This window comes from uncultured Campylobacter sp., assembly GCF_937996225.1.
Lineage (GTDB): Bacteria > Campylobacterota > Campylobacteria > Campylobacterales > Campylobacteraceae > Campylobacter_B.
Genome location: NZ_CALKTC010000010.1, coordinates 1 through 20,058 on the forward strand (window position 1 = coordinate 1; position 20,058 = coordinate 20,058).

At 48.2% G+C, this 20,058-nt stretch carries 15 protein-coding genes; 1 reads left to right on the forward strand and 14 read right to left on the reverse strand.

Translation table 11 applies throughout. The features are described 5' to 3' along the window. Nucleotides 1-367: 367 nt before the first annotated feature. The 11 genes from Q0174_RS01090 to groES form a co-directional block, all read right to left on the reverse strand. Nucleotides 368-2,449, reverse strand: coding sequence for an RNA degradosome polyphosphate kinase (locus tag Q0174_RS01090; protein WP_298041065.1), 2,082 nt, complete (start codon nt 2,447-2,449; stop codon nt 368-370). Between the two features lie 113 nt (nt 2,450-2,562). Next, entirely contained in the window at nt 2,563-3,348 is a 786-nt protein-coding gene (locus Q0174_RS01095) for a hypothetical protein (RefSeq protein WP_298041066.1), read from the reverse strand. Between the two features lie 187 nt (nt 3,349-3,535). After that, entirely contained in the window at nt 3,536-4,072 is a 537-nt protein-coding gene (locus Q0174_RS01100; protein WP_297944650.1) for a hypothetical protein, read from the reverse strand. Continuing rightward, a complete protein-coding gene (locus Q0174_RS01105) occupies nt 4,069-4,608 on the reverse strand; it encodes a hypothetical protein (RefSeq protein WP_298041069.1) in 540 nt (179 codons plus the stop codon). The genes Q0174_RS01100 and Q0174_RS01105 overlap by 4 nt, the downstream gene beginning before the upstream one ends. Before the next feature lie 9 nt (nt 4,609-4,617). Next, nucleotides 4,618-4,815, reverse strand: coding sequence for a hypothetical protein (locus tag Q0174_RS01110; RefSeq protein WP_298041071.1), 198 nt, complete (start codon nt 4,813-4,815; stop codon nt 4,618-4,620). Between the two features lie 11 nt (nt 4,816-4,826). Next, nucleotides 4,827-7,019, reverse strand: coding sequence for a hypothetical protein (locus Q0174_RS01115; protein ID WP_298041073.1), 2,193 nt, complete (start codon nt 7,017-7,019; stop codon nt 4,827-4,829). Continuing rightward, nucleotides 6,973-9,054, reverse strand: a complete 2,082-nt coding sequence (locus Q0174_RS01120; RefSeq protein ID WP_298041075.1) for a replicative DNA helicase — start codon at nt 9,052-9,054, stop codon at nt 6,973-6,975. The genes Q0174_RS01115 and Q0174_RS01120 overlap by 47 nt, the downstream gene beginning before the upstream one ends. A 992-nt stretch (nt 9,055-10,046) precedes the next feature. Next, nucleotides 10,047-11,114, reverse strand: coding sequence for a flavodoxin-dependent (E)-4-hydroxy-3-methylbut-2-enyl-diphosphate synthase (ispG, locus tag Q0174_RS01125; RefSeq protein WP_298041076.1), 1,068 nt, complete (start codon nt 11,112-11,114; stop codon nt 10,047-10,049). A 629-nt stretch (nt 11,115-11,743) separates the two neighbouring features. Then, nucleotides 11,744-12,808, reverse strand: coding sequence for a hypothetical protein (locus tag Q0174_RS01130; RefSeq protein WP_298041078.1), 1,065 nt, complete (start codon nt 12,806-12,808; stop codon nt 11,744-11,746). Nucleotides 12,809-13,394: 586 nt separating this feature from the next. Further along, nucleotides 13,395-15,032, reverse strand: a complete 1,638-nt coding sequence (groL, locus tag Q0174_RS01135; protein ID WP_298023126.1) for a chaperonin GroEL — start codon at nt 15,030-15,032, stop codon at nt 13,395-13,397. Between the two features lie 12 nt (nt 15,033-15,044). After that, a complete protein-coding gene (groES, locus tag Q0174_RS01140; RefSeq protein WP_298041081.1) occupies nt 15,045-15,308 on the reverse strand; it encodes a co-chaperone GroES in 264 nt (87 codons plus the stop codon). Nucleotides 15,309-15,515: 207 nt separating this feature from the next. Between groES and Q0174_RS01145 the strand changes: the two genes are divergently transcribed. Then, entirely contained in the window at nt 15,516-17,762 is a 2,247-nt protein-coding gene (locus tag Q0174_RS01145) for a hypothetical protein (protein ID WP_298041083.1), read from the forward strand. A gap of 379 nt (nt 17,763-18,141) precedes the next feature. Here the strand turns inward: Q0174_RS01145 and Q0174_RS01150 are convergent, their stop codons facing one another. The 3 genes from Q0174_RS01150 to Q0174_RS01160 form a co-directional block, all read right to left on the reverse strand. Continuing rightward, nucleotides 18,142-18,777 (reverse strand): hypothetical protein, encoded by a 636-nt coding sequence (locus Q0174_RS01150; RefSeq protein WP_298041086.1) that lies wholly within the window; start codon nt 18,775-18,777, stop codon nt 18,142-18,144. A 52-nt stretch (nt 18,778-18,829) separates the two neighbouring features. Then, complete coding sequence (locus Q0174_RS01155; RefSeq protein WP_298041087.1) at nt 18,830-19,447, reverse strand: hypothetical protein; 618 nt, start codon at nt 19,445-19,447, stop codon at nt 18,830-18,832. A gap of 134 nt (nt 19,448-19,581) precedes the next feature. Then, nucleotides 19,582-20,025: a GatB/YqeY domain-containing protein gene (locus tag Q0174_RS01160; RefSeq protein ID WP_298041089.1), complete on the reverse strand. Its 444-nt coding sequence runs from the start codon at nt 20,023-20,025 to the stop codon at nt 19,582-19,584. Between the last annotated feature and the right edge of the window lie 33 nt (nt 20,026-20,058).

Genomic DNA, 20,058 nt, shown 5'->3' on the forward strand with positions numbered 1-20,058 from the left:
TTAAAGAAATCCCTAGCCTTGCGCCCTTATCTCCTAAATTTACGTTTTTTAAAATCAGAAATTTTTACTTTAAATTTTAAAGTTTTTCATGAAATACTAAACGATGACGGGGTAAATAAATTTTGAAATTTTAACTTGAGAAATTTCAAAATTTTATCATAAGTAGGCGGAATTTATCTACGCACGTAGTATTTCGGGCATCATGCGGACCGGCATTTTTACGAAGCTACGTCCTGCAAAATTTATAAAATTTCGAATTTCCGTAAATTTATTGCGCGTTTGCGGCGCAAAATTTTGCATTTATAGGCTCGGTTTGCGCGTGGGCTAGGTGCGCAGCTAGCCCTGGCGCAAACCGAACAGAGCCGCGTTAGCTCTCCTTTAAAAGCTTAGTTAGTGCCGTGCTGCTTTCATCATGCTTGCGGATGTTTTTATAAATTTTACTAAAATAAGCTTCTAAAAATTCTTGATCGTCGATCCTCTCTTCACCTTTTTTAGGCTCTATCTTTTGGTATTCGCCGCTGCTTTGCAGCTCGAATGCAAGCTCGTTGTCGCTTAGCTGAAGCTTTAAAATTTCTTTGAGTTTGTTTTGCAAATTTTCGTTGTAGATCGGGCTCATCAGCTCCAGTCTGCGCTCCAAATTTCGCGGCATCCAATCCGCGCTCGCGATGTATAGGCTAGGCTGCGCGTGCGCGAAATAAAAAATTCTAGCGTGCTCTAGGTATTTGCCGACGATCGAGATCACGCGGATATTTTCGCTGACGCCCTTGAGCGCCGGGCGCAAGCAGCAGATGCCGCGCACGATGAGATCGATCTTTACGCCCGCGGCGCTTGCTTTATACAGCGCCTTGATCATATCGCCGTCGACAAGAGCGTTCATCTTAGCGATGATCCTGCCGGCAGAGCCTTTTTTCTCCTCGTTTTTTATCATCGCTAAAAGCCGCTCTTTGATCTGCATCGGCGACATAGCGAGGTTGTCAAGCTTGCGGGTTTTGTTGTAGCCCGAGAGGATATGGAAGAAATTTGTCGTGTCCTTATCGAAGCGATCGCCGCAGGTAAAAAAGCTCACGTCGGTGTAAATTTTAGCGCTCGAGCCGTTGTAGTTGCCCGTGCCTAAGTGGATATAAAATTTTAACTTGCCGTCCTCTTTTTTGATGATCTGAGTTACTTTGGCATGGACTTTAAAGCCCGTGATGCCGTAGATCACGTGCGCGCCCGCGTCTTCGAGCGCTTTCGCCCAGTGCAGGTTGTTTTCCTCATCAAACCTCGCCTTAAGCTCGACCATCACCGTCACCTGCTTGCCGTCGCTTGCGGCCTCGATCAGGCTTTGAACGATCGGGGAGTTTTTCTCCACCCGGTACAGCGTCATACGGATCGAGATGACCTTCGGATCTTTTGCAGCCTCTTTGATGAGCTTTTGGACGGGATCGAAGCTCTCGTAAGGATGGATCAGCAGGATATCCTCCTTCTCCATCGCGCTCATAACGGAGGTGTTTTCGTTAAAGGGGGGCAGCGTCTTTGGCAGATACTGAGGATGGGCTAGAAAGGAAAAATCCTTATTGGAGGCGATCTCCCAAAGCCCGTCCAGCGTAAGCGGCACGGCGCATTCATATATATCTTTGTAAAAAATTTTAAGATGGGAATTTAGAAATTCTAAAAGCTCGGCATCGGCGTCCTTTTCGATCTGAAGCCGTACAAAAGCCCCCTTGCGGCGCAGCTTAAGCCCCGCTTCTAAAATCATCATAAAATCGTCCGCCTCCTCCTCTTCAATCACGATGTCGGCGTTTCGCGTGACGCGGAAGGCTGCGGAGCTGATGAGCTTGTAGCCCGGGAAAATTTCCTCCGCATGGCGCTTTACGATGGTGCCGATCGGCACGTAGGTATTTTGCGCTACCTGCACGAAGCGCGGGATCACGCGCGGAATTCTAATCATCCCGAAATGCACCGACTCGGGCGCGCCCTCGTCGCAGAGCTTGACTGCGAGGGAGAAGCTGAGATTATTTAGATGCGGGAACGGATGGGTCGCATCCACTGCGATCGGGACGATGACGGGCATTATCTGCGAGAAGAAAAACTCGTCCGCCGCAGGCTTGAGCTCGGGCTGTAGCTCGTCGTAGCTTTTGATAAAAAGCCCATTTTTGCAAAGCTCCTTTTGGATGCCGAAATACTGCTGCTCAAGCTCGGTTTGCTCGTTTCTTAGATAGGAGCGGATCGCGCGTAGCTGCTCAAGAGGCGTCATCTCGTCATCTCCGCTGGTTATAACGCCGGCGGTAAAAAGCTGCTTCAAGCCCGCCACGCGGATCATATAAAATTCGTCTAAATTCGTGCTGTAAATCGCTAGGAATTTTAATTTTTCAATTAGCGGGATATCCTTTTTGCATTGTTCCAGCACGCGAGTATTGAAGCGTAGCCAGCTTAGCTCGCGGTTTATAAAATTATTTTGTGTTTGCATAAAAACTCCTTTTTGAATATTAATTCTAAGATTATAGCCCAATTAAGATTAAATTTTAAAGTCCGAATTTCATGAGCTTGCAAGTGGGGCAATTTAGTATTTAAAATTCTACCCTAATTCCCTATTTTTCCTAAATCCTTGCACATTTGCGTATCACCATCCTCGCAACCTAGCTTTAAATATCGCCTCAAATATAAAATTTGCTCTTTCTCCTCCTCGCTCATATCAAGCACCCATTTGCACGCCTCCTTTACATTACCCTTATCGCAAGCCTTCTTGCAAAAATTTTTGCCTTTATTTTTATCTACTTTAGCCCACAATAGCAATCCGTAAGCGTAGCACGAAGGGTAATGCTCTCCATTACAGCCGATTTCATAAAATTTTGTAACCTCGTTTATATCTTTGTCCTCTCTGTTTAACGATGTAGCAAAGTGCCCGCATCCTGCAGGATTTCCCGCATCGCAGGATTTTTTAAAATACTCTTTTGCCGCAAGCTCATCCTTTTTTACGCCCTCGCCGTAAAAATATAAAAGCCCGTAATCGTCGCAAAATTTCGCGTCTAGTTCGCAAGCTCTTTCGTAATATGTCTTGATTTTCGCGTGTTTTTCATCCAAAGACGTAAGCGAATGCGCTCGCCCCATAAAAATGCAACCCTTGGCATATCCCAAACTACATGATTTTTCAAAAAATTCTAATGCCAAATCATCGTTTTTTCGTGTGCAAGATCTATTATTTAGAATTAAAGCCGCCAAATAGCATGCTTCGCTGTCGCCGCTACCGCATTTCTTTAAATTTAAATCGTAAGTATCGCACGCAGGCGCTCCTAGAGAATAAATTTCGCTTACGCTCTCAGCCTTTAAAAGCAGAACCGACGCGAGTATAAAAAATAGTACTTTCATTTTAATACTTACGAATGATATAAATTTAAATTTAGATCGGCAGGCGACGTAAATTTTATCTTTTTACTAACGGCTACGCTTTAGTTGCGCTCTGCCGCGACCGGCATCATTAAGATCAAAGGCACCAAAATTGCGGGATAGAATTCTTTCATTATCGCTCTTTGCCCTTCTTTGGATTTGCCATCTTTTACTCCTTGGTTGAATTTGCGTCGTATTTATCGCTTATTTCCCAAAAGGCTTTTTTCGCACACTTTACGGGATCGTGCTCCTCCTGATCTCGTAAGCAGTTTTCTAAAGCCGTCTTTAGCGCACAAGACTTTAGTTTAAATATTCTTTCTTCTTCCAAGCGCTCTGAATATTTTTCGCAAGCTATAGCGTAATTATGTGCCGCTCTTTTGACATTGCCTCTTATCGCAATATCATGAATTCCTAGGTTAAAACAAGATGCTGCAATACCTGCCTTGCAAGATTTTTCTAAGGGCACAAAAGCCGCTTCTCGCATACCGAGCTCTAAACCCATAACATAGCCCAAATCATCGCATTTTTCCATATTTCCGTCATCGCATTTTTTAGATAAAATTTCTATTAGTTTGGTGCACGAGCTATATTTGCCTTTTCCTTTGTCGCATTCGTTATAAAGATTTTGTTCCTCTGCCGTAGATTTGGCGGATAATGGACAGGACAATATCATAATCAATAAGAATAAAACGCTAATACTTTTCATTTTAGCTCCTCTGCAGTTCTTTTTAAAAGAGCTTTGCCCTTTATTATCGGATTGCATTCTTTATCTTCTAGGCAGCTCTTTAATTCCTCATTCATTCTACAAAAAGGCTCGCTATCCTTCAGCTTGCTATCGCAGACTTTTTCAAAACTCCTAATCGCTCTTTGTATATTGCCGTTAAATTCTATATCTTCCCAACCTAGCCCTATGCAATATTCGACAAAGTCAGCATCGCACAGCTTAATCAGATATTTCATAGCCTCTTCTTCTCTATATAAAGATTGTAAAAAATCGCTTTGCGTAGCACATGAGTCCATATCGCCGCCGTCGCACTTTTTAGATAAAATTTCAACAAGATTATTGCACGCGCTATATTTTCCCTCGCCGTAATCGCAGGATTTAAAAAGCGTCCTTTGCTCTTCGTTATTAAAATCCTCTAACTTTATCAAGCTTGTCAAATGCGATTTTGCCGCAGCGGAGGTCGCCGCAAATGCCGTTATAAACGCAAATAACGAAATTTTAAGATAGAATTTTTTCATTATCGCTCCTTATTTTAAGCGGCGATTATATATAAAAATTTTTAGCAGGCTCTTAAATTTAAGAGGCGCGGTAGCGCAATAAGTGCGCCGTAATCCCGTCCCGCCTGCGCTTAGATTAAATTTTAAAATTTCGCCGCCCGCTACGCACGAAAACTCCATAATCCGCCGTAAAATTTCGCTCGCAACGGGTCTAAGTTGCGCAGGCATAATCCGCTGCCCTACTTCCCGTCTAAATTTAAAATTTCACTCGAAATTTCATCTATCGTCGCGTTGAAATCCTCCGCCAGCGCGCGCTTTAGCTCCTCTTTCGCCGCCATCATATCGCGCACGATCGCAGCTTCAAACTCCTCTCGATTGAGCGCCTCGTCGCCCTTGGCAAACGCAAAATCCAGCCCAAACCACGTAGCCACGGCAAATGCAGGCACGCACACCACCGCGCCCGGACCGCACACGAGCCCCGCACTACCGCTAGTCGCGCTGGCGCCCGCCTTGGTAAGGGTCTTCGCGCCCGTTTTAGCCGCAGTTTTAGCGAGGCTCTTGCTTATCAGCTTTGCGCCCAGCACGCCGCCAAGCGCCCCTAGCCCCGTCCCGCTCGCGCGATACGCCTTGCTTTTTAGGCTGAAGCTCTGCGTGACGTTGAGATCGATTTTCGCGCCGTATTTTTTGAGCGTAAAATTTAGTGAGCTCTCATAATTTTTGACGTTTGCTGCAGCGATTTTAGCGATATTCTCGCCAAAATCTTTCGGGAAGCTTTCGCTCACGAAGCCCGCAAATTTCTCATTCAGATACGCCCCCGCGTCATCGTCCCACACGCCGTGCCACAGCACCAGATAATCGCTCAGAAACGAGTAATTAAAATCCGCCATTTTCTGCGCGCTGAGCCTCGCGCCCTCGTCGTAAACGGCGTCGATGTAGCTATTCAGCGCAGATGCGGCGTTTGCCTCCGCAGCAAAGCGCGTGGCGTTTAGCTCGCCTCTTAGAACGTCCGCCTCGCGCGCGCTTAAGATCAGCCGCTCGCCGCTTTGTAGCACGATCTGCACGCTCGTCTCGACCGCACTTTTAGGATGTGCGCCCTCCGCCCTGCTCGCTGCCGTTCGCGTCTGCGCGGCGCAGATCAAACACAGCGTGACGTAGGCAAGCGCGAAGATCGTGCCGCTAAATCTCCCTATTTTGGGCACGGACGTGGCTCGCGGCATAAAAAGCACGAAGGCGCAAAGATGCAAGATCGCGCAGTAAAAGAGGAAATCTCCCGCGCAGATCAGAAACAAAAGAGCGATTTTCAGCGCGCTAGGGCTCTGCGACAGCGCCAGATCAAACAGCGCGTTTTTGTAAAATTTCAAAGCGTAAATTTCATTTAGCAGAGCGGATCTGAAGTGCGCTTGCGGCGCGGTAGATTTTAAAATTTCAAAAATTTCGACTACCGATGCGGGGCTGGTCGCGGATTTTTCAGCCAAATTATCGGCGGACGCGTTCGGCGTGGCAGGAGTTGGAGCTAAATTTAAATTTTGCGCTGCGGCTGAGCTAGTCGTAGAATTTTTAGCGAAGGTCTGCGGCGCAGCGGCGGTATTTGCCTTATAATTTGCAGCCGAGGCGTGCACCGCTCTGACGGAGCCCGCTTTAAAATTTGCAGGCAAAGCGGTAGGTTTTTTGACAGCGTCCGGTGCGGACTTGACGGCATTATCAGTCTCGGAATTTCGCACAACCATGGCGGCGTTATTCGTCGCGGAATTCGTAGCGGATTTAGCGGCGTTATTTGTTTTAAAATTTCCGACGGGCGCGGAAGCGTCGTTTGTCGCGAAATTTCCCATGGATGCGGCGGTGCGGACGGGCGGAGTAAAATTTATCGCGGAATTTTGAGAGTGCGCGATAGTATCTGCGCCGTCTGCGAGCCGCAAATAGGCTAAATTTATAGTGAAATTTACCGCTACGGCAAGCGCGGCGAGCAGCAAAATGCTAAGTTTGAGCGATAAAATTCTAGGATTTTTAATCTCTTTTAGGCTGAGCTTCAGCACCGCTAGGCGCATCAGAGCAAGAGCTGCAGGCAATGCCGCGAGCGTCACGAATAGCTCCGCGCCGCGCAGATCCGCTAGGCCTAGCGCCAAAGTGACGCTCAAGAGGATCGCGCCCGCGCAGGCTAAAACCCCGCTTATCAGCCTGCCTCTAAAAATTTTAATCAAAGTCCCGCTGCTGCGAAATAGTGCCGCATTGGCGCGCTGCTTCGCCTCGTAAAAAAAGCTAAATAGCACCTGAAATAACGCATAAGCCCAAAACGCCGCCAGCGCGCAAAAGCCTGCGTCACTGAAATCCTGCGCGTAAAGCGCGAAACAAAAAACGCTAACGATCAGCGCGAGCCTAAGCGCTATTTCACAGATCCAGCGGCGCGTCATCGTCATCGAGCCTGTTTGCCTCATTGATCTTTGGAATGCCCATCTCTTCGATATTTAAAGGCGGCGCGGGTTTAAATTTCGCCTCGTCCTCTTGCGCTTCAAAAGGCGGCTTATCGCCATCGCCTCTTTCAAAATTTGGAACATCGATTCGCTGCGCACTCCCCGCGCTTTGCGATACACCCTCTGCGCCTTGCTGCGCGCCTTTCGTGCCCCGCGATGTGTCTTTTACGCCCTGCGGAGTGCCCGATAAATTTTTATGCACGTCTGTTTCGGGCGCGACACTGCCCGCTCTTGCATCATCTAAATTTTGCTCCTCAAATTCTTGCTTTCGCGGTGCGTCCTGTGCCGCGCGACGCACCTCTGCTAAGCCCTGCTCTGCGCTAAGCTTAGACTCGCCGTCTATCTCCTCGTCGTCCTGCTCACTGCTTTCGCCAAAGCTAGGCATCTCATCAAAATCGATATTTACCCCGGAATTTCGGGCGCTAGCGGAGCTTTCGTTTAAGCTTACGCCGCTATTTTGCGCTTCGTTAAAATTTTGAGCTTCATTAAAATTCTGCTGCAAATTCTGCGCCGTATCGAGGCGCGGCGCAGTAGGCTCCTCAAAGCCTTGATCTTGCAGCTGCGAGACGTAGTCGAGATTGTCATTTTCGTTAAAGATCGCGCTCTCGCTGGGCTCGCCGCCGAAGCTCGTATCGACAAAGCGGGTAAATCTGCCCTGAAAGCCCACCTCGATCGTCCTGCCCGCCTCGCCTGAGCGGTTTTTACCGACGATGATTTCGGCTTTTTCCTGATAGTCGTTGCGCCTAAACACGGGCTCGCCCGCGTCCTTGCCCTCGGCCTCCAGCCGCGAAATGCGCTCGCGCTCCATCTGCTCTTTATAAACCTCGTCGCGATAGACGAAAAGTATGATGTCTGCGTCCTGCTCGATCGCGCCGCTTTCGCGCAGATCGCTTAGCATCGGGCGTTTGTTCGAGCGCGCCTCAAGCGAGCGGTTTAGCTGCGACAGCGCGATGATCGGGATGTTTAGCTCGCGTGCTAAGAGCTTGAGTCCGCGTGAAATTTCGGCGATTTGCAGGTGGCGCTCGGAGTAGTTGCTCGTGCTCGTCATAAGTCCGATGTAATCGATCACACAAAGCTCGATATTGGCGTCTGCGGATTTGAGCTTGCGCAGCTGGGTGCGGACTTGGTGGATGTTCACGTAGCCGCTGTCATAGACGAAAAGCGGCATATTTAGCACCGCGTCGCAAGCGTCGTTGAAGCGCGTCCAGTCGTCGTCGCTGAGCTTGGCGCTCATTATGTCGCTTAGCGGGATCGAGCTAAGCGCGCTTAGTATGCGGTACATCAGCTGCACGGAGGGCATCTCTAGCGAGAAAAATACGACGCCTTTGCCGCTTTGCAGCGTTTTCATCATCAAATTTAGCGCAAAGGCGGTCTTTCCCATGCCTGGGCGGGCAGCGATGATGATGAGCTCGCCAGGTTTCAGCCCCTTCGTGCAGTCGTTTAGGAAGCGAAAGCCGGTATCCAGCCCCACGAGCTCCGAGCCTGCGAGCGCCTTTTGGCGCTTCAGCTCCTCTACCACGTCGGCGATGATCTCGTGCGATTTTTTGATGCCGCCGTGGCGTTCCTCGTCGATGAGCTCGTAAATTTTGGAGCTGATTTTATCGGCGGTGTCTTTGCTACGCACGGCTTCGTTTACCATCGAAGGGATCTCGTGCGCGACCTTGATTAGTGAGCGCTTGATCGATTTTTCGCGCAGCTCGAGCGCGTATTTTGGGGCATCGACCACGCCGCTGGTGGCTACGACCTCGGTAAATGCGCCATCGTCGTAGCGCTCAGCTAGCCATTTTTTAACGAAGCTCGGCGCGATCGGCTCGTTGTGCGAGGAGCACTTGACGATCGCCTCGTAGATGTCGGCGTGCGGCTTGTAGAAAAAATCGCCGACCGAGATTATCTCGCTAAGCTCGCCGTATGCGTCCTCGTTTTGCAAAAGCGAGCTTAAAATCGCGCGCTCCATATCCAGATCGTATAAATTTGCAGGCACATTCTGCTTCGTTGCCATCGCTTCCCCTCGTTTCGCGCGCTTTTGCGCGTCTAAATTTTAAGCTCTATAAAATCGTAAATTTTAATCCACAGCCCCGGTACGCGCTTTTGAAAAGCGATGCGGCTTTGAACGCTCGTCGCGAGACCTTAGAACTATCGCAGCTTTGAAAATTTCGCGCTTCCGAAAGCCTGCGAAGCTCGGAGCCTTGCAACCCAAAACCTCGCTAGATCAAACAGCTTGCGATCTTAAAAGCTCGCGCGATTTTAAAACCGCTGCACTCTTATGCCGCACACACACACCGCGGCTATTTAAAGCTGCGCCTAAAGGCAGCCGCGGCGGATTTAAAATTTTGAAATTTCATAGAGCTTGAAATTTCGCTAAGGCTTAGAATTCTTTAAAATTTTAAGCCCGCCCATTAAAATTTAGCGCTACAAGCTCGGGCAGTAAATTTTGCACCCGAGCTGCGGCGAGCGAACCTTTCTAAACTTAAACCGAAGCGTCACGATTTGAAATTTTTCAAACGCCTTAAACAATGAGCCGAATGCCGTGGCATTTAAATTTAACGCTCGCTCGCTGTTTCGCAAACGGTGCGTCCGTCACGCTAAATTTAATGCGGCTCGACTTCCGCGCCGTGCCTTGAAATTTTACGCCGCTGAGCTCTATGGTTTAAAATTTTACGTATCGAAATTTCACGCCGCAAATTTAGCGCCCAATCGCAAGGCTCAAATTTTAAAATAAAATTTCACGGCGAATTGCAAAGTTAAAAATTTCAAAATGAAATTCCAGAGCTAAAATTTAAATCCAAAATTCCAAGCCGCATTCTCAAAAGCTCAAATTTAAAAACGTTGCCCTAAGGATGAAATTTTAAAATTTCACGCCTCAGACGCGCTGTACCGATAAACCTAGACGAACCGCAGTGAGCCCAGCGCGACGAAACACGAAACCGCAGAACTAAGCCACGCGCCGTAGCGGCTTTTAACCACTTTAACCGGCTAGGCGCCCCGCAGCTCTCACGCTTCTTCGCGAGCCCGCACCTCGTCCTCGACCTCTTGCAAAAACCGCTCCACGAGCTTGCTCTCCTCTAGTTTGGCGACCACTTCGCCGTGGCGCATCACGATGCCGCGCCCGTTGCCGAACGCGATCGCTACGTCCGCGCCCTTCGCCTCGCCGATCGCATTTACGACGCAGCCCATGACGCTGATATTTAGCGGCGTTTTGATGTGCGCGGTTTTTTCTTCGACGATTTTGATCGCGCTTAGCAGATCGCTTTGCAAACGCCCGCAGGTAGGGCACGAGATGATATTGACGCCGCTTTTTTGCACGCCCGCGTCCTGCAGGATCGCGCGCGCGACGCGGATCTCCTCCTCAAGCTCGCCCGTGATGCTCACGCGCATCGTATCGCCGATCCCCTCCATTAGAAGCGTGCCCAGCGCGATCGCGCTTTTGATGCTTGCGTGAAATTTAGTCCCCGCCTCAGTCACGCCCAGATGAAAAGGATACTCGCATAGCGGGCGCAGCGCACGATACGCAGCCACCGTGCTCGGCGCGTCCGAAGTCTTAAGCGAGATCGCAATATCGCTAAAGTCCTCATCCTGCAGCAGCGCGGCGTTATACAGCGCGCTTTGCACCATCGCCTCCACGCTGCGGCCGTACTTTTGCTCGAACTGCTCCTCGAGTGAGCCCAAATTTACGCCGATGCGGATAGGTAGGCTGCGAGCTTTGCATGCGCGCACGACCTCTTTAATACGCTCCTTGCCGCCGATATTGCCGGGATTGATGCGGATGGCATCGACAAACTCCGCGACCTGCAACGCCAAGCGAAAATTAAAATGGATGTCCGCTACGATGGGAAGCGGCGAGCTTCTTTTGATACGTGCGAGCGCATCCGCGTCCGCCTTATCGAGCACGGCGCAGCGCACGATGTCGCAGCCGGCGAAATACAGGCGGTTTATCTGCTCTAGCGTGCCCTCCACGTCTTTAGTCTTAGAAAAGCTCATCGACTGCACGGAGATGGGCGCGCCGCCGCCGATTTTGACGGAGCCGACGGAGATTTGGCGGGTCGGATAGCGATTTTTCAAATTTAAGCCTTTAGAATTTTTTGCGCTATTTTATTCAAAACGGGGTTAAAATTTAATAATTCGCACTCGCTAGCCGCCGTAGAATTTTGCCTGCAGGATTTTACCCACTAAATTTTGCTTTCGCACTTACGAAAAATTTCATTTCGCTGCGAAATTTGAGCAAATAGAGTTCTATAAAATTTCGCCATCTAATAAAATTCTAAAAATTCCAGCAGCAAGCGAAACTTTACAAAATTTGATGGCAAGCGAAATTTAATAAACCACGCAGCTAAGCAAAATTTCGCGAACTTGGCAAGCAAGCGAAGTCCTGCGACGTAAAATTACAAAATTAAGCTTTTGAAATTTCCGCGAAATTTTACCCACAGTATCGTCGTAGCGCTCGCTCGCGCAAAAAGAGTGCAGCATGGTTTATCCTAGCAGCGCGGCATGCAGCCGTGAAATTCAAAGCAAGTAGATGAAATATGAACATTCTATCTTTAATTGCAGCATTAGGGCATTGTTTCGCACGGCGGCAAAGCCGAAAAAACATCAGCGTTCGTGTTTACACACCGCGCCAGTATCGCGATCTTATAGAGGCAACAAAATTTAAACCGCCTACGCATATAAATTGCGCCGGCGTGCCGCCTAGGCTAGCGCACTAGCTCCATATTCACCTTGACCCTGCTCATCTTGTCCTGCAGCATATCCATCACCGACTCATTGCGCGACGAAGCGTCATCCGTCGGGGCTTCGTGCTGCTGCCACTTGCTTTTCGGCGCGGCGGGGCCCCACTGCGACGAAAATATCAGCCCGCGCTTTTTCTCGGTCTCAGGCGCAGGCTCGTAAGGCTGTGGAGCGGGCTTCGCCCAACGCTCATCATAACGCATCGCAGCACCTTGCCCTAGCGCATTACCCCGCTTTGGCGACGACATCTTACTAAGCGCGCTACCGCCAGAGCGCCCTATCGCACGGCTAGAGCGAGCAGATGTGGGAAGATAGGGCGCGCGAGCATTTTGACGAGCCGTATACTTCGTGGCGCTCGAATGAGATGCAGCTGTATGCCCCATAGCGCCAGAACGAGTTGCACTATAGCCGTAGCGAGCTTGCGGCTGTGCAATTCGAGTCGTCGTTAATTTTCGAGCTTGTGCGTCTACGGTTTTGCCGGTCTGCTCATCCGCGCCTCCGTGAGTTTGCGCGCTTACGCTTCTCCGCATATCTGCGCCTCTGTAAGTTTGCTCCGTATCGCGGGCGTTTGGCACCTCATCCTCATAAATACGGGTCTTTGGCAAACGCATCAGCGTCGCGACTAGGCTCTTGCTAGCTCCATTCTGACTGCCTGATTGACTAGCCGGGCGCCTAGGTGCTTTATTTCTCGCAGAATGCGATGCGAAATTTTGCCCGGGATTTTTAGTAAAATTTTTCGTACTTTTTCGCGTGGAATTTTTAGTAGAATTTCCAGATGCGCGCGTATTTTTTGTGAGCTTGGAATTTGAAAGACTTTTAGCATTTGTAGGTTTTTTAGCATGTGGCTCGGCAGAGGATCTTGCCGCTATATTTTTACTCGAATGATCTTTGGCTCGCAGATTTTGAGATGAAATTTTATATTTATGGTTCTGCTGCGCGGCGGTAGATTTGTGGCTTTGCTGCGCGGCAAAAGCGCCAGAAAAGCTCGTCAAAATGAACACAATTAAAAAGATACGAGCTAAATTTTTCATCGTTTTCCTTTCCATGGATTTTAGGCGAAATTTAGCAAAGCTTAGATTAAGCCGCGTTAAATTTAATGAGTGAGGCTATGAAATCTCAGCTCTAATTCAAAGCCGTATCGCCAAACAAAAGGCTAAGCTTTAAAAATTCCGCAGCTAGGATTCTGTTTGGCAATAGAATTTTATCACACTAAAAATATGACGCCACGAAAAAATTTTATCTTGTAAGTGTTTAAGAAGGAGAGCTAAAAAATTTTAAAGTTTTAGAATTCTGCGCTTAGATTTTGAGTGGCAAGTCAGAATTTAAGGTAAAAAGCAATCTCAGATAAAGCTTTTAAATTAAGGGGTAAAGCGGCAAAACCGTAAATTTGCGGTGAGATACGAAATTTATAAGATCATGCAGTGACTAAAAATCACACCGCTTAATCGCTAATTCATAATAAATCGCCGCGCTTCAGACGTATCTAAAAACGCGGCGCATATCATTTTAGCGGCGTGTAGCTACAATATCGCCGCACAAAGGCATTGCGGGGGCACCGTAAAATCTCACCACGCCGTTGCAATGGCATAGGAGCGCCGAATGACGCTCCTATGAGGGCTACATCATTCCGCCCATGCCACCCATTCCGCCCATATCAGGCATTGGAGGCATTGCAGGTTTCTCCTCTTTAATCTCGCTGACGGTCGCTTCGGTCGTTAGAAGCAGGCTTGCGACGGAGACCGCGTTTTGAAGCGCGATACGCTCAACCTTGACTGGATCGATGATACCTGCCTCAAACATATTGACGTACTCGCCGTTTGCGGCGTTGAAGCCAAATTTTTTGTCTGAGCCCTGCTCGACCTTATTTGCTACGACACCCGCGTCAAATCCCGCATTCTCTGCGATCTGGCGAAGTGGAGCGAAAAGCGCGCGCTTAACGATGTCCGCACCGATAAGCTCGTCGCCGCTTAGAGCTAGCTTTACGCTAAGTCCAGCTCTGATTAGCGCAGCGCCGCCGCCGATTACGATACCCTCGTCTACGGCTGCTTTGGTTGCGTTTAGAGCATCGTCCACGCGGTCTTTTTTCTCTTTCATCTCGGTTTCGGTCGCAGCGCCCACCTTGATAACCGCAACGCCACCGCTAAGCTTAGCCATGCGCTCTTGAAGCTTCTCTTTGTCGTAATCGCTCGTAGTCTCTGCGATCTGAGCTTTGATCTGCGAAACGCGCGCATCGATATCTTTTTTCTTGCCCGCGCCGCCCACGATAGTTGTGTTATCTTTGTCGATCACGATGCGCTCGGCTTGTCCAAGATCAGCCATGGAGGCGCTTTCTAGCGTTCTGCCAAGCTCTTCACTGATGACGGTGCCACCCGTTAAAATCGCGATATCTTCAAGCATCGCCTTTCTGCGATCGCCAAATCCTGGGGCCTTAACCGCGGAGATGTTTAGCACGCCGCGAAGTTTATTTACGACCAAGGTCGCAAGCGCCTCGCCCTCGATATCCTCGGCGATGATTAGAAGCGGTTTGCCGCTTTTTTGAACCTGCTCCAAAACCGGAAGTAGATCTTTTAAATTTGTAATTTTTTTGTCAAATAGAAGCACTAGTGGAGAAGCTAGCTCGACTAGCATTTTCTCGGCATTTGTAATGAAATATGGGCTTAGATAGCCGCGGTCAAACTGCATTCCCTCGACTACGTTTAACTCATCGTTAATAGATTTTGCCTCTTCTACCGTGATAACGCCATCCTTGCCGACTCTTTCCATAGCGTCTGCGATCAGATCGCCCACCGCGCTGTCGTTATTAGCAGAGATCGTAGCGACCTGAGCGATCTCTTTTTTGCCACTTACTTTTTTAGAGGATTTTTTTAGCTCCTCGATAACCGCAGCGCTAAATTTATCCATACCGCGCTTAACTTCGATCGGATTTGCGCCCGCAGTTACGTTGCGTAGGCCCTCTTTAAAGATCGCGTGAGCTAGCACGGTTGCTGTAGTAGTACCATCTCCTGCTTGATCGTTGGTTTTACTCGCTACTTCGCGCACCAAAGAAGCGCCCATATTCTCGAGCGTATCTTTTAGCTCGATCTCTTTAGCCACGCTCACGCCGTCTTTTGTGATCGCAGGAGCGCCGAAGCTCTTTTGGATTAAGACATTGCGACCGCGAGGTCCCATCGTAACTTTTACAGCGTCGTTTAGCTTCCTAACGCCCGCGTAAAGCTTGTTTCTTGCGTCGTCTGAAAAAATAATCTCTTTTGCCATTTTCAATCCTTTTTATTTAATTATGCCTAAAATATCTTCTAAATTTAAGATAAGGTATTTCTTATCGTCTAAGCTAATCTCGCTGCCTGCGTATTTTGCAAACGCTACGGTATCGCCATTTTTGACACCTTCACATTCGCTGCCGACGGCTACGATTTTACCGGTCGAAGGCTTCTCTTTTGAAGCATTGTCGGGGATGATGATGCCCGAAGCGGTCTTTTTAGTTTCCTCCTCGCGCTCGATTAGAACGCGCTTGCCAAGTGGTTGAAATTTCATTTCAGTCCTTTCTTTGATTTGTGATTTTCTAAAATTGGCACTCAATGTGTTTGAGTGCCAAGATTATATGCAAAATTTATATTCTTGTCAATAGTTTATGAAAAATTTTTATAAAACTTTAGTGATTTAAACTCAAGTATTGAGATTTCAAACGTTAAATTTTAAGGGCTATAATACCCTCAAATTTTAAATTTTTAAGGGGACGAAATGAAAATTTTCGGCATAATCGCAGGAATTTTAATCCTGCTTATCGTAGGCGCCGGCTGCCTATTTTTCAGCGATTTTGGCAACAATCTTACCAAGCCTTACATAGAAAATTTGATCAAAGAAAAAAGCGGCCTTGACGTGAAGCTCGATAAATTCGATCTAAATTTCGGCGATTTGGACATCAGCGCCAACGTAAATGATGCTGTGAGCGTAAACGTAAAGGGCAAATACTCGCTTTTTGCGCGCTCCTTCGATCTTAGCTACGACGCAAACGCGCACGATCTAGCCAAACTCGGCATAAAAACGAGCGAAGGGCTAAGCCTCAAGGGGCAAATTTTAGGCGATCTTGGCAAATTCGGCATCAACGGCAGCGGACGGATTTTTGATAGCAACGTAAAATTTTTAGCAAATTTAAAAGACCTCAAGCCGCTTGATCTGCAAATCGACGCTAAAGCTCTAAACATCGAAAAAGCTCTTGCCGTGGCTTCGCTACCGATCTACGCCAAAGGAAATATCGATGTGCTCTCGGACATCAAGGCTGGAGGCAGCGGCGCAGAGGGCAACGCGAGCATCAAAAGCTCAAATTTGATCCTAAACGAATCTGCGTTTAAAGATATGAATATCTCCATCCCAAAGGGCGTGCAGATCACGCTAAACTCGGACATCACGGCGCAAAATGACGTCCTGCGAGCAGCAAGCAAAATTGATTCGACGCTGGGCAAGATCAGCGCCGAAAAATCGGAATTTAATCTGAAAAGCAAAATTTTAAACTCTGATTTTAATCTGAATTTGCCCGATTTAGCGAAGCTCGAAAGCCTTATCGGGCGCAAAATTTCTGGCGACGTTAAAGCAAACGGAAATTTAAAGACCGATTTTTCTACGCTTGAACTTTCAAACTCGCAAATTTCAGCGTTTAAAGACGCACTTAAAGCGGATGCGGAGGCTAAATACGATCTGAAAAACAAAAACGGCGAGCTGTCCGCGAAGCTAAATGCAAACGATCTAGCCGCGCTGCAAAACGTCCTGGGAGTGAAGCTGCAAGGCAAAGCAAACGGCGAGCTTAGCGCAGCTCTAGCGCAAAATGAGCTTAAAAATCTAAGCTTAAATCTAAACGCGATGGGCGGCAACCTGAATGCGAGCGGAAATTTAAGCGATCTAAAGCTTAAAGCGAGCAATCTAAATCTGGCTGTGCTTTCGGCTCTGTTTTATGGCAATGCGATCGGAAACGGCGCGATAAACGGCGATGCGAAGTTAAGCTTAAAGGACGGTATCAACGGCACGGCGCAAATTTCGCTCGCTAACGGCGTGATTTTTAAGAAATTTTTAGACGGCGCGACGGACAAGAACTTCCCGAGCGATCTAAAAGCGGACGCGCAGGCGCAGACAAATATCAAAAATTCCATCGCGACCTTTAGCGCAAGTGCAAACTCCGATCTGGCGCAGCTTCAGAGCTTAAACGGCACCTACGAGCTCAAAAACAAAGCGCTTAAGGCAAACTACGCGCTGCTGATCCCAAGCCTGCAGCGTTTGGAATTCTTACTCGGTCGCAGGTTAAACGGCAAGCTCGCCGCTACCGGCGAGCTTTCGCACGATGGCAAGAGCCTGTTTGCGACCATAAATTCCAAGATCGCGGGCGGCGAGCTGAACGGACAGATCGCGGGCGATGAGGCAAATTTTAAAATCCAAAATTTCATCGTAAAAGAGCTTACGACGCTTCTAAATATCGATCACGTCTACGACGGCACGGGCAATGCGAATCTTACGTATAATACCAGCTCGCACAGCGGAAAATTTGACACGATCATCAACAACGGCCGCCTTCCTAGCGGCGGATTGATCGATAAAATCGGTAAAATTTTAGGCCGCGATCTAGGCGGCGAGGTCTATAACGACGCCAAAGTAAACGGCACGATCAAGCAAAATTTAATCAATTTCAACGCCGATATGAGCGCGCAAAAAAGCAAGCTAAACGTAACGGACGGCACGCTGGATAGTAAAACGGGCGCGATTTCGGTGCCGGTTAAGGCAAACATCGAAAAAGCCGATCTTGAAATAAACATCACCGGCACGATTAAAGAGCCGAAATACAATATCCAATCGGACTATCTAAAGGGCAAACTCGACAAGCAGATCGGCAAGGGCATCGACAAGCTTTTCGGCGTGAAAAAGGACGATAATAGCAGCAAAAATGACGCGAAAAAGGAGCAATCAGACGCGATTAAAGGGCTGATAAATGGGCTATTTTAGCCCATTCGCTCCCATTTGGCGTTTGAAATTTATGGATACTGCTAAACGAGCGCGAGATTTGAAATTTTGAAATCTCGCGCAGTTTAAATTTTGAAATTTTATGCAGTTTAAAATTTAGAATTTTGCACTTGCCGGCATAGCCGAAGCCTAAAAATTTTAAAGCAGGACGCGCACTACTTATCAAAATTTTAAATCTCGTTTCGGTCTGTATTTTAATGACGCTCTGAATTTATCGCCGTAAGCTTATCCTGCTTGCGCCGCCGCTATCCGCAATGAAATGCACGCCGCAAGCCTAGCCCCTTTTAAAATACTTCGTATCAATACTGCGTGCCGTGTTTTCAGGTTATCCAATGCTAATTAAAATTTCGCGGCGCAATGTTTATTGCAGTTGGCGCCATGCTTGATAAAATTTGCCCGCCATTATCGCAAGAAAAATGAGCGTCAAAGCTCCAAATATCGTAGCTGTAAATTTATCATCCGTCGTAGCGTATTTGTCATATCTGAATTTCATCAGATACTCGCGCTGCGGCGGATCGACGCTCGCATTATAATCCAAAAATAAAACTTGATATGCCGTGCCGCGACCCCGAAACGGAAACGGACGGCTTTGATACCAAGCTTTAACTCGCTTGCCTTCCAGCCATTTGTATGCGATTAGCGAGATAGAAGGCTTGATATTTACGCCTTGCCACTCGTCCGCTCCTGAGCGCTTAAAATTAGCTTCAGCAATTGCTGCATTGAGCAAAATTTTATTTTTATAAAAAGAGGTTAAGTTATCCGTATCGCCATTTAAAAAGACTTTGATAAATTTGCGCTCATCCGTAAAAATCTGCATATATTCGCGCCCATCATCGCTTCTGACATCCATGATTATTCCATTTGCGATTTTCAGATCGTCTAAGCTTTTCGGATTCAAGCTAAAAAGAAATCCGTACCACATCGCCGCCAAATAAAATGCGATCATAAATAGATCGAACTTGCGATCTAAGTTATACCAAATTTCGCCGAGCTTCATCGATCATTACATTGTAAGTTTCGCTGCAAGATACGGAATTTCACGGCTTTTATTATCGAGGGCTATATTCCTGCATCATCACCACGGGCAGAAACAGTACCGCTCCCACGATTACCACCGGTATAGCTACGATGCCTCTTATCACATCCGATAGAGCGCTACTTTCGCAGCGCTCCGGCAAAACCTCGATGTGAGCGGGTATCGGAGAGCGCAGCCTATCGCTTGGCTTCATTATTTCGCTAAGATTTTTGATCTGCACTACTCGCGCATCAAAGTTAAAAATAACCTCGATCTCGCCTTTTTTCTCATCGATTTCGATGCGATTTGCTAGAGCTTTGATTTTGGCGACATCTGCACCGGCTGCGGAATTTAAAAACGCACTGAAACTGCCGCGCGCCTCGCCATTTTTCGCATCCGTCACTTCGATCTGCACAAACTCGCGCTTAAGCCCCTTGGCGTATCCGCCGTCGTAAAATTCCGAAATTTTCTTAAGCGACGAGCCATCCGTCAGCACATAGCTGAGCTTCTCGCCTACGATGTATTCCTTGCCGTCGTTTACGAAAAATGCCGTGATCTTTTCTGGCGTTTCATTCGCCCCGGGCGCTACGTTTTGTTTGCACTGGCACCCCACAAGCAGGACGGCTAGTAAAACCGCGATAAATTTTTTCATGATAATCCTTTAAAATTTTAAATTAGCGTATAAACTCCGTAACCAAAATTCTATCCCGAAAGAATTTCGGCCGCAAAATTTTGCGCCGATACAATTTAGCCGCAACCGAACTTAAATTTAGCCCCAAACGCAGGCTACTTCAGTGCCGCTTTGACCGCCTCGCTTAGGCGCTTGCCGTCCACGCTTGAGCCGAGCGCTTCCTTGGCGGCTTTCATCACGCGCCCCATATCCTTTGCGCCGCTCGCACCGAGCTTGGCGATTAGCGAGCTAACCGTAGCGGCAAGCTCGGCATCGCTTAGCTGCGCGGGCAGATAGGACGCGATGATCTCGATCTCGCCCTGCTCTTTTTGCACCAGATCGTCGCGACCGCCCGCGCGATACTGCTCCACAGAGTCGTTTCGGCGCTTGATCTCGCTTTGAAGTATGCTAAAGACGCGCTCGTCGCTAAGGCTGATGCGCTCGTCCACCTCGACCTGCTTAAGCGCGGCGTTAAGCATCCGCAGGCTGTCTCTGCGGAAGTGATCGCCGCTCTTCATCGCCGTTTTAATGTCTTCTAAAATTTGCTCTCGCACACCCATTTTCTACTCCTTGAGATTGAAATTTCGGCGGTA

What these genes read in the sequence shown, in the direction of transcription:
- Q0174_RS01090 (WP_298041065.1), bottom strand. Translation starts at nt 2,449, where the DNA reads ATGCAAACACAAAATAATTTTATAAACCGCGAGCTAAGCTGGCTACGC.
- Q0174_RS01095 (WP_298041066.1), bottom strand. Translation starts at nt 3,348, where the DNA reads ATGAAAGTACTATTTTTTATACTCGCGTCGGTTCTGCTTTTAAAGGCT.
- Q0174_RS01100 (WP_297944650.1), bottom strand. Translation starts at nt 4,072, where the DNA reads ATGAAAAGTATTAGCGTTTTATTCTTATTGATTATGATATTGTCCTGT.
- Q0174_RS01105 (WP_298041069.1), bottom strand. Translation starts at nt 4,608, where the DNA reads ATGAAAAAATTCTATCTTAAAATTTCGTTATTTGCGTTTATAACGGCA.
- Q0174_RS01110 (WP_298041071.1), bottom strand. Translation starts at nt 4,815, where the DNA reads ATGCCTGCGCAACTTAGACCCGTTGCGAGCGAAATTTTACGGCGGATT.
- Q0174_RS01115 (WP_298041073.1), bottom strand. Translation starts at nt 7,019, where the DNA reads ATGAGGCAAACAGGCTCGATGACGATGACGCGCCGCTGGATCTGTGAA.
- Q0174_RS01120 (WP_298041075.1), bottom strand. Translation starts at nt 9,054, where the DNA reads ATGGCAACGAAGCAGAATGTGCCTGCAAATTTATACGATCTGGATATG.
- Q0174_RS01130 (WP_298041078.1), bottom strand. Translation starts at nt 12,808, where the DNA reads ATGAAAAATTTAGCTCGTATCTTTTTAATTGTGTTCATTTTGACGAGC.
- groL (WP_298023126.1), bottom strand. Translation starts at nt 15,032, where the DNA reads ATGGCAAAAGAGATTATTTTTTCAGACGACGCAAGAAACAAGCTTTAC.
- groES (WP_298041081.1), bottom strand. Translation starts at nt 15,308, where the DNA reads ATGAAATTTCAACCACTTGGCAAGCGCGTTCTAATCGAGCGCGAGGAG.
- Q0174_RS01145 (WP_298041083.1), top strand. Translation starts at nt 15,516, where the DNA reads ATGAAAATTTTCGGCATAATCGCAGGAATTTTAATCCTGCTTATCGTA.
- Q0174_RS01150 (WP_298041086.1), bottom strand. Translation starts at nt 18,777, where the DNA reads ATGAAGCTCGGCGAAATTTGGTATAACTTAGATCGCAAGTTCGATCTA.
- Q0174_RS01155 (WP_298041087.1), bottom strand. Translation starts at nt 19,447, where the DNA reads ATGAAAAAATTTATCGCGGTTTTACTAGCCGTCCTGCTTGTGGGGTGC.
- Q0174_RS01160 (WP_298041089.1), bottom strand. Translation starts at nt 20,025, where the DNA reads ATGGGTGTGCGAGAGCAAATTTTAGAAGACATTAAAACGGCGATGAAG.